General features: G+C 25.9%; 18 protein-coding genes. 3 read left to right on the forward strand and 15 right to left on the reverse strand.

Translation table 11 applies throughout. The features are described 5' to 3' along the window. From Q0V15_RS08360 to Q0V15_RS08410, 11 genes are all read right to left on the reverse strand, one after another. Positions 1-1,319: DUF4179 domain-containing protein (locus tag Q0V15_RS08360; protein WP_297437913.1), on the reverse strand; the 1,319-nt coding region annotated here is incomplete at its 3' end. Positions 1,320-1,331: 12 nt separating this feature from the next. After that, the gene (locus tag Q0V15_RS08365; RefSeq protein WP_297437915.1) at positions 1,332-1,913 is read right to left on the reverse strand and encodes an RNA polymerase sigma factor; all 582 of its coding nucleotides are present in this window, start codon (positions 1,911-1,913) and stop codon (positions 1,332-1,334) included. 260 nt (positions 1,914-2,173) lie between these two features. Then, on the reverse strand, positions 2,174-3,109 hold the full coding sequence (locus Q0V15_RS08370) for a M56 family metallopeptidase (RefSeq protein ID WP_297437917.1): 936 nt from the start codon (positions 3,107-3,109) through the stop codon (positions 2,174-2,176). Further along, positions 3,087-3,512, reverse strand: coding sequence for a M56 family metallopeptidase (locus Q0V15_RS08375; protein WP_297437919.1), 426 nt, complete (start codon positions 3,510-3,512; stop codon positions 3,087-3,089). The genes Q0V15_RS08370 and Q0V15_RS08375 overlap by 23 nt, the downstream gene beginning before the upstream one ends. Before the next feature lie 19 nt (positions 3,513-3,531). After that, positions 3,532-3,912, reverse strand: coding sequence for a BlaI/MecI/CopY family transcriptional regulator (locus Q0V15_RS08380; protein WP_297437921.1), 381 nt, complete (start codon positions 3,910-3,912; stop codon positions 3,532-3,534). Between the two features lie 269 nt (positions 3,913-4,181). Next, complete coding sequence (gene panD, locus Q0V15_RS08385; RefSeq protein ID WP_297437924.1) at positions 4,182-4,571, reverse strand: aspartate 1-decarboxylase; 390 nt, start codon at positions 4,569-4,571, stop codon at positions 4,182-4,184. 21 nt (positions 4,572-4,592) lie between these two features. Beyond that, on the reverse strand, positions 4,593-5,441 hold the full coding sequence (panC, locus tag Q0V15_RS08390) for a pantoate--beta-alanine ligase (protein WP_297437926.1): 849 nt from the start codon (positions 5,439-5,441) through the stop codon (positions 4,593-4,595). A 12-nt stretch (positions 5,442-5,453) separates the two neighbouring features. Further along, on the reverse strand, positions 5,454-6,281 hold the full coding sequence (gene panB, locus Q0V15_RS08395) for a 3-methyl-2-oxobutanoate hydroxymethyltransferase (protein WP_297437928.1): 828 nt from the start codon (positions 6,279-6,281) through the stop codon (positions 5,454-5,456). Further along, positions 6,278-7,138: a Rossmann-like and DUF2520 domain-containing protein gene (locus Q0V15_RS08400; RefSeq protein WP_297437949.1), complete on the reverse strand. Its 861-nt coding sequence runs from the start codon at positions 7,136-7,138 to the stop codon at positions 6,278-6,280. The genes panB and Q0V15_RS08400 overlap by 4 nt, the downstream gene beginning before the upstream one ends. A 210-nt stretch (positions 7,139-7,348) precedes the next feature. Continuing rightward, positions 7,349-7,819, reverse strand: coding sequence for a hypothetical protein (locus Q0V15_RS08405; protein ID WP_297437930.1), 471 nt, complete (start codon positions 7,817-7,819; stop codon positions 7,349-7,351). 117 nt (positions 7,820-7,936) lie between these two features. Further along, positions 7,937-8,677 (reverse strand): DUF975 family protein, encoded by a 741-nt coding sequence (locus tag Q0V15_RS08410; protein ID WP_297437932.1) that lies wholly within the window; start codon positions 8,675-8,677, stop codon positions 7,937-7,939. 419 nt (positions 8,678-9,096) lie between these two features. Between Q0V15_RS08410 and Q0V15_RS08415 the strand changes: the two genes are divergently transcribed. Continuing rightward, the gene (locus Q0V15_RS08415) at positions 9,097-9,606 is read left to right on the forward strand and encodes a hypothetical protein (RefSeq protein WP_297437934.1); all 510 of its coding nucleotides are present in this window, start codon (positions 9,097-9,099) and stop codon (positions 9,604-9,606) included. Between the two features lie 234 nt (positions 9,607-9,840). Here the strand turns inward: Q0V15_RS08415 and Q0V15_RS08420 are convergent, their stop codons facing one another. Continuing rightward, positions 9,841-10,254 (reverse strand): hypothetical protein, encoded by a 414-nt coding sequence (locus Q0V15_RS08420; RefSeq protein ID WP_297437936.1) that lies wholly within the window; start codon positions 10,252-10,254, stop codon positions 9,841-9,843. Between the two features lie 348 nt (positions 10,255-10,602). Here Q0V15_RS08420 and Q0V15_RS08425 point away from each other — a divergent pair, with 348 nt between their 5' ends. Together Q0V15_RS08425 and Q0V15_RS08430 are read left to right on the forward strand one after the other, a co-directional pair. After that, complete coding sequence (locus tag Q0V15_RS08425) at positions 10,603-10,935, forward strand: hypothetical protein (RefSeq protein ID WP_297437938.1); 333 nt, start codon at positions 10,603-10,605, stop codon at positions 10,933-10,935. A 342-nt stretch (positions 10,936-11,277) separates the two neighbouring features. After that, positions 11,278-11,733 (forward strand): hypothetical protein, encoded by a 456-nt coding sequence (locus tag Q0V15_RS08430; RefSeq protein WP_297437940.1) that lies wholly within the window; start codon positions 11,278-11,280, stop codon positions 11,731-11,733. A 68-nt stretch (positions 11,734-11,801) separates the two neighbouring features. Here the strand turns inward: Q0V15_RS08430 and Q0V15_RS08435 are convergent, their stop codons facing one another. The 3 genes from Q0V15_RS08435 to Q0V15_RS08445 form a co-directional block, all read right to left on the reverse strand. Continuing rightward, positions 11,802-12,263, reverse strand: coding sequence for a PH domain-containing protein (locus tag Q0V15_RS08435; protein ID WP_297437942.1), 462 nt, complete (start codon positions 12,261-12,263; stop codon positions 11,802-11,804). A gap of 129 nt (positions 12,264-12,392) precedes the next feature. Next, positions 12,393-12,698 carry a hypothetical protein gene (locus tag Q0V15_RS08440; protein ID WP_297437944.1) on the reverse strand — a complete coding sequence of 102 codons (306 nt, stop codon included), beginning with the start codon at positions 12,696-12,698 and terminating at the stop codon, positions 12,393-12,395. 273 nt (positions 12,699-12,971) lie between these two features. After that, positions 12,972-13,178, reverse strand: coding sequence for a hypothetical protein (locus Q0V15_RS08445; protein ID WP_297437947.1), 207 nt, complete (start codon positions 13,176-13,178; stop codon positions 12,972-12,974). Positions 13,179-13,263 lie beyond the last annotated feature (85 nt).

A 13,263-nucleotide genomic window follows, 5' to 3' on the forward strand; every position in this document is an offset into this window, starting at 1 on the left:
TTTGCTGACTTTGGCTTATATCTCATTGCCTCTACCTCATCCTCACTCACTTTTTTATCATTACTTAAATCCCAAAACATTTCATCTATATCTAAATATATTCCATCATTAAAGTAATCTTTATTTACCACTACATTAATTTTTGTTTTATCCTCTAAATCCTCATATGTGAATTTAAAATCTTCATTTTCTTCTATTCTTAAAATTCCATCTTTAACTGTTGCATTTAGTTTTTTTTCCTCATAATACTCATAATTTTCATCAAAGGCTTTTATTATATATGGTACTATATATAACTTTTCCATATTTGCATTTGGGATATAATTACTATTCATCTCATAACCTCCCCCACCATTTACAAACTTTAAAATTCTACCTTTATCATCCCATATATCATAATCTATACTTAAATTTTTATTTATAGTACCTACTCCACTGATCTCATATTCATCTAAGTTATTATGAATTTTCTCAAAAATTTCTTCCTCATCAGCACCTTTTATATATTTCTGTACTGTATTTAGTACTAAATCTATTGGTGTAATTGTAATATTATTTATTTTACTTGGAGCTGTATTATACTTATTTGTAAGCCCAATTTCTTTATTTATTTCATATTTTTCTGTTTTAATAATTAACTCTTCACTTAATGGAATCTCTGTTTCAAAAGTCGTGAATTTTTTTATATCTTTATCTGCATAAACTTCAACCTTTAAAGTTAAACTTTTATTCCCATCAGCTATATACTTTTTAAGATTTTCCTCCTTAAGGTCAAAAGTACCTACAACTTCAGTATCTGATATAATTTCTTTACCTCCACTTCCACCACTTCCTCCAATAAGAGTTTCACCATCTAAATATAATATAGGATAAGGAAATGGGACAGAATACTCATCATCTCTTAAAATATCCACATATTCTTTACTTCTTATTGTATATGAAACAATTACTCTATCACTCATATAACCAGCTCTTGTGACTGTAAATCCTAGTCCATCTTTCTCCTGTGATTTATATATATCACTTAAAATATCTTTTTCACCATCATATCCTAAAATATCATATACAATTTCTTTAACACTTCTACCCGATGTCTGTGCTACTGCTGATATTCCAAGACCACTCATCATAACTACTGATAAACCTACTGCCATAGCTATCTTCTTATAATTCCTATTCTTAATTTTCTTCTTATCATTTAAACTTATTTCTTCTTCATTCTCTATATCATTTAATATGCTCTCAAGCTTTAAATCTAATTCCTTTGGAATTTCATCTTCTTTATTATCTTTAATTCTTTTATCAAAATTATCTATCATGGCTTCTCCCCCTTATAAATTTGAAACTTTTTCATTATTATAATCTTTTAAAACAGTTCTTAATTTTTCTTTTCCTTTAAAAATTCTTGACCTTACAGTTGCTTCATTTATATCTAAAAGTTTTGCTATATCAGTCTGTTTCATATCCTCATAATAATATAAAATAATAGTTTCTCTTATCCTCTCATCAAGCTCTAATAGTGCATTTTGCAAATCCACATCTTTGTACGTATCATTGTATACATTTATATTTATAAATTTATCATCTTCAATGTAATAATCCTTATTTTTCTTTATAATATTTTTACACTCATTTATAAGTATTCTAGTAAGCCAAGTCTTAAAGAACTTTTCCTGACTTAGCTTCCCTATATTTTTATAAGCCTTTAAAATGCAATTTGATAATGCATCCTCTATATCAGACTCATTATTTAAAATCCCTCTAGCAACTCTATATAAAGAAAGTTTATGCTCTCTTATAAGACTACAAAATGCTTTTTTATCCCCCACAATTGCCCTAGCCTCTAAACTTAATTCTTCCTTACTTTTTGTAATTTCTTTATTTTTAAAATAACTTAGCCCAAAACTAACCATAACTTACCTCCCTCATTTACCATTTTGTTATATAACACCCATTAGACACCTAATCAGTATAAAAATGTTCCCCTAAATTTTAAAAATACTTTTTTCAAATTATTATAACCATAAGTAATTAAGTTTTTTTAAACATTAATCTTAGTTCACTGAGTATTTACTCATTATTTATAGTAAACAAAAAATGCTATAGTAAATAATATATATTCACTACAGCACCTTCTTTATTTAATTTTAAAACCACAACATATCATATTTTTTTACTTATCTGAGTAAGTTTTTGAACCCTCAGCTTTATTTAATTCAATTCTCATATCACCTTTCTCTATTATTGTATTTCCTGTTTTTTCATCAATTTTCATATCATCTTTCCCAACATCATAAAATTCTTTTATCCCTTCTCCATCTTCATACTCAGTTGTTATTCTTATAGTTTCACCTTTTTCTGTATTAAGAAACTGTATATCTTCCTTTATGATTTTGCTTCCTTCTTCACTGAAGAACTGTTTATTTTCTTTTGTAGTACCTTTTATAATTTCTATATCATCAAATATAATAAACTCTACTTTTTCCCCATCTTTATTCTCAATTGTTTTTTCCACTTCTATTATTTTCTCTCCTTTTACATCTGCTCCCTGTACATATGTTGTAAGCCCTACTGCTCCAACCATTAAAAGTGCTCCAAGTCCTATTATCACTTGCTTTTTACCAAATTTATTATTTTTACCTATCATAACAATTCTCCTTTTCAATTCTTTTTTATTCATTGATATACCTACACTCAGTGGTATATATTCCCTTTTACATTCATTAACTGACAAATCAATTAATGCATTACCATAGTTTTTAAATTCTTCATTTCCTATATGCTTTAAAACTCTATAATCACAGGCTATCTCACATTCATCATTAATTTTTTTCATAGCAAAATATATTATAGGATTAAAGAAATATAAAGCCTTAATCACTTGTAACAATATATTTATCCCTATATCTCCATATTTAAAATGAGTAAGCTCATGAAGAAATATAAATTCTATATTTCTACTTTGCATATTCTTTAGCATACCTTTTGGAATTAAAATAATTGGCTTTATAATCCCAACAATAGCTGGACTTTTTATAAAATCACCCTCAACTATTTTTATATCACTTCTTATTTTAAGTTCTTCTTTACAGCTTCTTAGTATTTTCATATATCTTAAATCTTTTATTTCTTCTGCTTTTCTTATATTTAACTTTTAATTTTGCATATAAAAATAAGCCATAACAAAAAATTAATGAAACTGTAAAAAACCATAAAAATTTAAAATAACTTTTTTGATTTATTGTCTTTTCCATTCCTATTTCTTCTGTCATAACTCTACTGTCATTATTATTTACTTGTTGTACCCTCAAAGGCTCAATATTTATAAGCCTTTCCAAACTTAAATCACTTTGAATATTAATTGGTACAAGTAGCTTAACTATAAGTATCATCCAAATATAATATCCAATGTGTGGTGCTATCTTATTCTTAAAAATCTTTTGGACTATAAGTATAAGAATAACTAAAAAACTTGATATTATTGAAGTTTCTATTATAAAGTCAAAAATCAACTATATACACCTCCAACAATTATTCATCACAGGAACTTTCATCTAAAATATTTCTAAGTTCAGTAATCTCATCCTTTGATAACTTCTGTGATTTTACAAAACCTAAAACCATTGAATTTATAGAGCCATTAAAAACTCTATCAAGAAATGATTCACTCTCCTTTATTACACACTCATCTTCTTCAATTAATGCATAATAAAGATATTCTTTTCCTAGCTTTTCATAACCTATAGCATTCTTAGTCAAAAGTCTATTAATAAGTGTTTTAACTGTACTAGACTTCCATTCTTCCCTGTCTTTCAAACTCTCAATTATTAAACTTGCTGTTATTTTAGGGCTATCCCAAATAACTTTTAAAACTTGCCACTCTGCTTCTGATATTTTTGGTATATCTGACATTTTACTATCTCCTCCTTTCTGATTACAACTGTAATTTCAATCTATATTTTAAGTTTACAATTGTAATCACAGGTTGTCAACCATATTTTGGAAATAATTTAAAAGAGTTGATATTTTTATATTATCAACTCTTCTTTGTTACTATTAATTTTAAAATATAAATTCATTAAAATTCATATTTCATATTTAATTTAAATCAAAAAAATATCCCTTTATAATATTACTTTCACATAATATATTATAAAAAGATATTTTTCTAAAACACTATTTTATGAATATGATAACTTACCATGCTTTTCATACTCACTAATTTTTTCAATTTTATTATTTTCATCTACAAATACAACTTTAGGTTTATAATTTTTTACTTCTTCTACTTCAAGTTCACAATAAGCCATAAGTATTATTTTATCTCCTACTTGAACACATCTAGCTGCTGCTCCATTTAAACATATAAGTCCTGTTCCTCTTTCACCTGCTATTGTGTAAGTTTCAAATCTTGCCCCATTATCTATATCAACTATTGCAACTTTCTCATATTCAAATATTCCTGATGCCTCAAGTAGCTCTTCATCTACTGTTATACTCCCAACATAGTTTAGCTCTGCCTGAACTACTGTTGCTCTATGAATTTTTCCTTTTAACATATTAACCCTCATTTTTATCCCCCAACTTTCTGACTATTCAGCTTTATATATAAAATTATCTATAAGTCTTGTTTTCCCTATAAATATAGCTATTGCAACTAAAACTTCATTTTCTATTTTATTAACTTTACTTATTGTAGTACTATCTACAACCTTTATATAATCTATCTTTGCAAGCTTTTCCATTGTTATTGTTGCTTTTATTCTTAGCTCTATTTTTCTTGCATCAAGCTCTCCATCATCTAACATTTCCTTTGCTTTTTTTAATGCTTTATTTAAAATTGTACTAGCTTTCCTTTCTTCCTTAGATAAATAAATATTTCTTGAACTCTTTGCAAGTCCATCATCTTCTCTAATAATCAGACATGAAATTACTTCTACTTCCATATTTAAATCTCTTACCATTCTTTTTATAACTGCTAGTTGCTGTGCATCTTTTTGCCCAAAGTATGCTCTATCACATTTCACTATATTAAAAAGCTTTGTTACAACAGTGCATACGCCTCTAAAATGAATAGGTCTACTCTTCCCACAAAGCTCTTTTGTTAATCCATTCATATCAACAAAGCTCACTTCATCTGCAAAGTACATTTCTTCATTTTTAGGATTAAAAATTATATTTGCTCCTGCTCTTTTACAAATAACCTTATCATTTTCTAAATTTCTTGGGTAAGCATCTAAATCTTCATTTACTCCAAACTGTGTTGGATTTACAAATATACTAACTATAACTCTGTCATTTTCCCTTTTAGCCTTTTTAACTAAACTCTCATGCCCTTCATGTAAATATCCCATAGTTGGTACAAACCCAACTGATAATCCCTCTTTTCTCCACTCTTTTACCGTTTCTCTTATTTCTTTTATACCATCTATACAAATCATAGCTCCATCCCCTTAATATAATTTTTCTAAAATTTCTTCATCTATATTAAAAATATGTTCCTTACTTGGGAACACTCCATCTTTTACTTCATTTATATAACTTTTAAATGCTATATCTATTTTTTCACCAAGATTATCAAATTTCTTAACAAACTTTGGTGTGAAATCACTATACATTCCAAGCATATCTTGATATACAAGAATTTGACCATCACAATTTACTCCCGCTCCTATTCCTATTGTTGGAATACTGAGCTTTTTAGATATTATCTTTGCAACCATTTCTGGTACACATTCTAAAACTATGGCAAATGCTCCAGCTTTCTCAATTTCAATAGCTTCATTTATAAGTCTTTTAATATTCTCCTCATCTTTACCCTGAACCTTAAATCCACCAAATACATTTACAGACTGTGGAGTAAGTCCTATATGCCCCATCACAGGAATTGATGCTTTTGTAATAGCCAAAATTCTATCACATATTTCAAGACCGCCTTCAAGCTTAATAGCCTGTGCTCTACCTTCTTTTATAAGTCTTCCTGCATTAACTACAGAATCATAAACTGAAGTTTGATATGACATAAATGGCATATCTGCAACAACCAGAGCATTTTTAGTACCTCTTGAAACTGCTTTTGTATGATGAATCATATCCTCCATAGTTACAGATAAAGTATCTTCATACCCAAGACATACCATACCAAGAGAATCTCCAACTAAAATTCCATTAATTCCTGAATTATCAACAAGCTTTGCCATACTATAATCATAGGCTGTAAGCATTGTTAACTTCTCATTTTTTTCTTTGCACATTTTAAAAGTAACTGCTGTATTCTTCATAACCTCTCCCCTAAATAATCCTCAATTTCTTTATAATTTCTATCATTATTTTTCCTAATTGCTACATCTAAAACTTCACTAGATAAAAGCTTATATAACTCAATATCAGAAATCTTGTCCATACAATCAATATGTGATTTAATAGTTCTTAAATCACCTCTCTCAACTGGACCTGTAAGACTTTCTTCAAGCCCATCACTTCCTATATTTTTAATATTAAGCTGTGCAAGGCTTGTTATAACCATAAGTGCTTTTTCCTCTGAAAATCCACATTCCATAAGATTATTAATACTTTTATTTAGAAGCCCTATAACAAGATTACTTGCCATAACAGCACTTAAATGGTACTTTGCCTTATTCTTACTTGAAATAAAACAAACTTCATTACCAAGATTTCTAAACATAGTATTAAGAAAGTACTTATACTTCGGACTTCCTTCTATAGTTATAATAGCCCTACCTAAAATTTTATATGATTCATATTTACTTGATATAGCAATCATTGGGTGAATTGAATAAGCATATGCTCCAAAATTATTAATATTTGAAAAAATATCCGAAGATATAGAGCCACTACAATGACAAATAAGTTTGCCCTTTATATCTAGCTCCTTTAAACTATTCCATACCTTTTCAATTTCTGAATCAGGTGTGGAAATAATAATAGTATCACTCTCACTAACTAACACTTCTAAATTCTCATAGTATCTTGTATTTGTAAAAGAACTTGCATCCTTAGCAGATGATTCACTTTTACTACAATAACCACTAACTTTTATACTATTCTCAATAAAATATTTTCCTAGAGAAACTCCCAGTTTCCCTGCTCCAACAAAACCAAATCTTATAATTATCACCTCCAAAGAGTGTAATACTATTAATATCTTAAATTTTTCTTCAAATAAATAAAATTGGTGCAGTTTACTTAATACCACCCATATTTACCTTATCACATTTTACCATTATTTTCCATTGTAATGATTTAAAAGATATATACTTTCAAGCAAAAAAATAAAACTATGTTTAGAATTTTTTTCTAAACATAGTTTTATAAGTTTAATATTAAATTAAAAAATAATTTGTGTTCCAACCTTATCTTTATCAATAGATTTTAAAATTTCTCCACAATTACTTAGAAGATTTTTTTTAATTCTACCTTTATCTTTACCACCATTAAATATATAAATGTTATCCATCTCTTTATAATTAAATACTGACTCTGTAAATACTATAAATTTAATATTTTCACTATTATTATTTTTTAGCATAGATACCGTTTCTTTATTTGCAAATATAAATAACTTACCATTACAATACTCTTCATTCGAGCTATTTTCTCTTAAAGTTTTATAATATACTGATTTACAAAAACCATCATCAACTAAAGATACCATTTGCACATCTACATCTGGCAAATCTAAATGCTCTAAAAGAGTCTCCATAACTATATTTTTACTATCTCCATCTTGAATGACAAACATAGACTTTTTATCTATTAAATCTCTTGCTATATTTTTATCAAAAATTACTTTTTTCATTATAAACCCCCTATTATCCTTTTAATTTTCTTACTTCAATTATACACTATTCACTTAACATTTAATCTTATCAAAGCTAAAAAGTCATAATAGAGTTCTTTACTATGACTCAAATTATTAATTTTCTAAATTTCCAACTCCACTAATCTCATTATAAAATACTGCCATTCCCTCTTTAAAGTAAGGAACTAACCAAATAAATCCTACACCAATTGTTAATAAGCTTATAAGATACCAGCCAATATAAGTAATTTGAAGTCTAAACATTCTCCACTTTTGCCCTCTCATAAAAATTCTACTAAGTGTAAATATATCTTTAATCGGCATATTACTATCTATTGCTGCTATATAAATTATTTGTGCATATGAATATGAATACATAATAAACGGAATACATAATGCTACTAAAATCCCTAATGTAACAATAATCATAATAAGCTGCTGCATTATCCCCATCTGACTTGTAATACTCCCTGCTAAATCACCATTACTACCTGTATCACTTATCAAAGCATATGCCATAATAATTATAGGTATTAAACTTATTATAGCTCCAATCATCCAAATTAACTGTATAACTATTGATTTCCATATCATCTTACTTCTAAACATTTCAAATAGATTTGAAAATTTATATTCCCTCTTTGAAATTTTTAGCATATATAAATCTAATCCAAATGTAAGTGGTGCTACTATAATCATAGTAATTACTCCACTTAGTAAGCTAATACCTTCATATAAAACTCCACCTATTAGCATAGATGCCAACGTTATAAATATACAAACTCCTATAGCCTGAATCCAATGACCTTTTAACTTTTTCCTTGCTACTGCTCTCATTTCTTTTGATTTTACCATTATGTATTCCTCCAAATGTTACTCGCTTATTATGCTATTTTTTACCTAACATAAATTTTCTTCTATTATTATAAGTATTATATTGTCTTTTAGTTTACTTCAATCTAGTAATTATTTCAACAAATCACATATTAAAGAATTTTCTCTCCACAAATTATAAAATTACTCATCATTATGATAAAATCCCCATCAACCTACAACTAAAATAGCTAAATAATGAGAAGAAGAATATTATTATATTCGCAGAACTTTTAAAAAGTATGGTAAAATAGTATTAGTGCAAGTAACTATATTAAAATATTATGAATATACATTCACAATAACTATATAGCACCATAGTAATATTATTTTAAATTTTTATAGCTTATAAGATTTTAAAATAATATACAAAACTTTAAAATGAGATAGGAGATGTTTATATGCTATTTACAGTAACTCAATTAAGAGCAAAAAAGGATTATTACAGAGATTTATGTTATGAATATACTATCACAGTAAAAGGTGAACATACTTATAAAATAGGAGAACCTATAACAGATAGTAATGTGAAAGATTTTACTAAGGCTTGGAGTGATATTATTAGACTTGAAAAAATCATTTCTGATATCAATAAAGAAATACATCACCAAAAAGCAAGTAGAGTAATTCCCTACCGTGATGAGCTTTGCTCAGTTAATGATTTAACAGCAATTGCACATATGTATAAATCATTATCAGCAATCGCAAATACTTACCATAATAATGTATCTACAGTTGCAGATGAACTTGATTCAGATTATACAGTAACAGATACTATTGTTTCTTATGAAATGAATAAGCTTAATATAAAGTATAGAGCTTACAATGAAGAAAGAAAACGCATAGAAAAAATGATAGAAAATTTCTATGATGAAACTACATTTGAAGTTGCAATAGAATTTTATAAATAATAACATTTTAATAAATGTACTTGTCCATATTAATCTAATGCGTATTTCAGCATAGATTAATATGGACAAGTTTTTTTCATTTATTAACCTCATAAAAAAAGAAAATGAACCATATAGTTAAACATCTTTTAATAATGTCTACTCTATAAAATCCATTTTACTTTCTCTAACTGCGACTTTATTTATATTGTATTCTTTAACTTACTACTAACTCATATTACAGTTTCCTATATTCTACAATATATATTTTTCCGGTGTATTTTCCACACCTCTTTTAAATTCAAAACTTTTTTTATTAAGTATAGAATCTCTTGTAATAATAACTTCTGATATTAAATTTGTTGTAATATCTCTTTTATTTATTCCAAGTTCTAAAACTTCAATTTCAGAACCTTTATAGTGAAGCTTCTCATATTTATCAATAACTTTAATTAATAAGAATTTCAAATCATTAATATCAACATAGTCAATATCAAAAATATTCTTTTCATTATTTATAGTAACTCTTGCAATAGTCCTTTTCATATCTCTAAGCTTATTAATATTTGTACCAAAATTATCAAGCTTAGTAATAGTTATTGTAAATCCATTAGGACTATATCGCTTTTCTAACTCTAAATCCCCTTCTAAAACAGTATTAATTTTCATTTTCTAGTTCACCTCTGTATAATAATTTACTTATCTTGCTTATATTATAAGCCCACTTTTAATTTCTAAAAAGTTTTTATTTTTGATAAATTTACCATCTTTATGCTTTAATTTAATTAGTAATTTTACATATATCTTATAATCATTAATATTTCCTAAAATTAAAATGTTTTTTATATCATTCCACTAAAATTTCATAAAAGCTAATTTATTTTCCATTTTTTTCTTAAAATTATAAAATTATATGATAAATCCAGTACTTTCACCATATAATAATTTTATTAGTCACTTTTAACCTCATTTTAGTGCTATACTATAAGTAGACGCTTTTAATAAGGAGGTTTCTTTATGAAACGATTAAGAACTGGTTTAAAAAAGACAGAAATTGCTCCAACAAAAACAGGTATGAAATCATATAGAATTATAAATGATGATTTAATATTATTTGTTGATGAAGCCGATACAAATACTGAAGGTAATTTAGCAAATAAAATTGATTGGAAATCAAATACTGGTACTGTTGGTATTGGTAATTTAGATTTTTCAGAAGACTTCTATGAGAAAAACAAAGCTTTAACTGCAAAAGTTTATATAAAAGCTGATTATAGCATTTTATATAATGAGTTTAAAGTAGAGAGTTGGGAACTTAATAATAATAGTATAAACATTGTTTTTGGATAATATTAACATAATTATTTTATATCTATAATTTAGCACTACTTTAAAGTTATTTAATAAATAACTTTAAAGTAGTGCTTTTTCCTTTTTAACATTATAAGACAAACTCCAAATACAGTAATATAAAATATCCTTCCAATTGCTAAAAATACATTTTTTTTAGTAATTGAAAGGATATCTCTTTTTAATATTACTATTTACTACTATGCTATTCTAATTTATTACTATCAAAGGCATATTTCTTATAAAATCATTATTTTCTCTTATTTGTATTTAACTATCTAAAGTTGCATAATAAACTTATCTTATGGGATATAAGTTTACTTATTAAGGGAGTGACTAAAAATGATTAATTCACATCATAATTCACAACATCTAGATATAAATTATTTAGGGCATATGCACAATTTAAAAGATATACTTTTATACTTATACTTTAAAAATAAGTCTAATAGTGATTTAAATTTAGACTATACACTTTTAAAAAATAACTTCAATTTTATTATTTCTAATGAACTTAATTTTTCTAAAAAAGTTGAACAAATTTCAAATCTTGTTAGAGCTTCAGCTTTAAATATTGAACTATGTAGTCGCATATCAAATGAAAACGCCTACATACATACTATATTAGAATATGATAACTCTAGCCTATTTAAATATTTAACTGAACTTTGTAACTATTATAATTTTGATATGGATATAGACCTTTTAGCTATTGAAGAAATCACTTTTGAAAACATTTCTGATTTACTATTTAATAGTGGTATTAATATTCACTCAAAAGAACTTTTAGCTTTATAAAATACATAAAGGAGTATGCAATATTAAAAGTTAAGCGTACTCCTTTGCTTATCATAAATTTTGCTTATTTAATTATTAAATTTATAATTTTTTATAAACTTGTATTGTTTAAGTGTAGCATTTTTATTTTTTAGATTTACAATATAATTATTTGAATCCGTCTTTATATAAATATATGGATTATCATCATTCTCTATATAGCAATAAACTTTCCCAAGCCCTTGTACATCTTCTTTTCCATATATCTTATTTGCAAAATCTCTATTAAAATTATTATTCATTATTTGAACTGGACCCTCTTTATAATCTATCTTTCTCACAGAATCTATTGGTATATCAACTTTTCCTATGCTTAATTCATTATTAAAACCTATAATTTCTATACTTTGATCCTTAATCCCTAAAGTAACTGGTACTTGTATTGTTCTATCAAAATAATATGATATATATATTAGCCCAGCAATAAAAATTAATACTATTATACTTAAAATCATCACTATATATTTATTAAAACGTCTATTTATAATCATCTTATTTCTCCTTTAATTAATTATAATATATAAAAAATATATCATGAAAAGATGGCATAAAAAAAACATTTTTTTAATAATAGGCATAAAAATAGTACCAATACTCTCTGTACTGATACTTCTGAGTCTTTATTTTGCTTTGACTTTATTTAATTTTATTTTTCCATATTTAGCATCAATAGCAAAAGGTATTAAAATAACTACAATCATTACATATCGTAAATATTCAAATCCATTAAGTACATTTACTACATTTAAAGTTAACCACCCAAGACCAAAAAGTGTGAAGAATAAAAAATTATAATTTGAGTATCTTTTCCAATCCTTATAGAATTCCCTCATTGGGCATTTTATATGATAAACTTTCATCCATCCACCCCAAATAATTAAAAGACTAGACAGTGCTATAAAAGCAACTCTCCAATACATGCTCATAACATTACCTCCAATTTTTATTTCATCCAAAGTATACTCTTAATATATGAATAAACTTTAAATTTCTTGAAGTTTTTCACTTTTATTTTTCTAGTTATTTCTTTTAAATTATAATGCATATACATTTATATCTATTATGATTTACACTTTATACTTTTCAAGTATAATTTCTATACAAAAGCATTAAAACCAAAGTTTTTTTTACTAATCTATGAAAGTTTTTAAACAAAAAAGCTAGAGATTTATTCTCTAACTTTTAACCTATTAATTGATTTATTTTGCCGTTCTATATCCTTCAAGGCTTTTACTCATAGCCATTTTATCACTTACTCTATCTATTTTATTATTTAAAGTCATAAGTTTTATTTCATATCTAGTTTTTTCTTTTATACTACCAAGCATAATACATGTACGTATAATATCCTTGTATATATTCCTTTTGTTATATAACCTATTTAAACTTTTCTTGTGCTTAAACATCCTGTCATCTCCCAAATTTTTATTACTACATATTCTTATAAATTTATTTATCTTACTTTTCTACTCTTTATTATAAACCTTTACA

This window comes from uncultured Clostridium sp. (assembly GCF_947036855.1).
GTDB lineage: Bacteria > Bacillota > Clostridia > Clostridiales > Clostridiaceae > Sarcina.

Coding starts and splice junctions, on each gene's coding strand:
- Q0V15_RS08420 (WP_297437936.1), bottom strand. CDS start 10,254: ATGAAAATTAATACTGTTTTAGAAGGGGATTTAGAGTTAGAAAAGCGA.
- panC (WP_297437926.1), bottom strand. CDS start 5,441: ATGATTTGTATAGATGGTATAAAAGAAATAAGAGAAACGGTAAAAGAG.
- Q0V15_RS08445 (WP_297437947.1), bottom strand. CDS start 13,178: ATGTTTAAGCACAAGAAAAGTTTAAATAGGTTATATAACAAAAGGAAT.
- Q0V15_RS08380 (WP_297437921.1), bottom strand. CDS start 3,912: ATGTCAGATATACCAAAAATATCAGAAGCAGAGTGGCAAGTTTTAAAA.
- Q0V15_RS08410 (WP_297437932.1), bottom strand. CDS start 8,677: ATGGTAAAATCAAAAGAAATGAGAGCAGTAGCAAGGAAAAAGTTAAAA.
- Q0V15_RS08415 (WP_297437934.1), top strand. CDS start 9,097: ATGCTATTTACAGTAACTCAATTAAGAGCAAAAAAGGATTATTACAGA.
- Q0V15_RS08435 (WP_297437942.1), bottom strand. CDS start 12,263: ATGATTATAAATAGACGTTTTAATAAATATATAGTGATGATTTTAAGT.
- panD (WP_297437924.1), bottom strand. CDS start 4,571: ATGAGGGTTAATATGTTAAAAGGAAAAATTCATAGAGCAACAGTAGTT.
- Q0V15_RS08425 (WP_297437938.1), top strand. CDS start 10,603: ATGAAACGATTAAGAACTGGTTTAAAAAAGACAGAAATTGCTCCAACA.
- Q0V15_RS08405 (WP_297437930.1), bottom strand. CDS start 7,819: ATGAAAAAAGTAATTTTTGATAAAAATATAGCAAGAGATTTAATAGAT.
- Q0V15_RS08370 (WP_297437917.1), bottom strand. CDS start 3,109: ATGAAAATACTAAGAAGCTGTAAAGAAGAACTTAAAATAAGAAGTGAT.
- panB (WP_297437928.1), bottom strand. CDS start 6,281: ATGAAGAATACAGCAGTTACTTTTAAAATGTGCAAAGAAAAAAATGAG.
- Q0V15_RS08440 (WP_297437944.1), bottom strand. CDS start 12,698: ATGAGCATGTATTGGAGAGTTGCTTTTATAGCACTGTCTAGTCTTTTA.
- Q0V15_RS08430 (WP_297437940.1), top strand. CDS start 11,278: ATGATTAATTCACATCATAATTCACAACATCTAGATATAAATTATTTA.
- Q0V15_RS08365 (WP_297437915.1), bottom strand. CDS start 1,913: ATGGTTAGTTTTGGGCTAAGTTATTTTAAAAATAAAGAAATTACAAAA.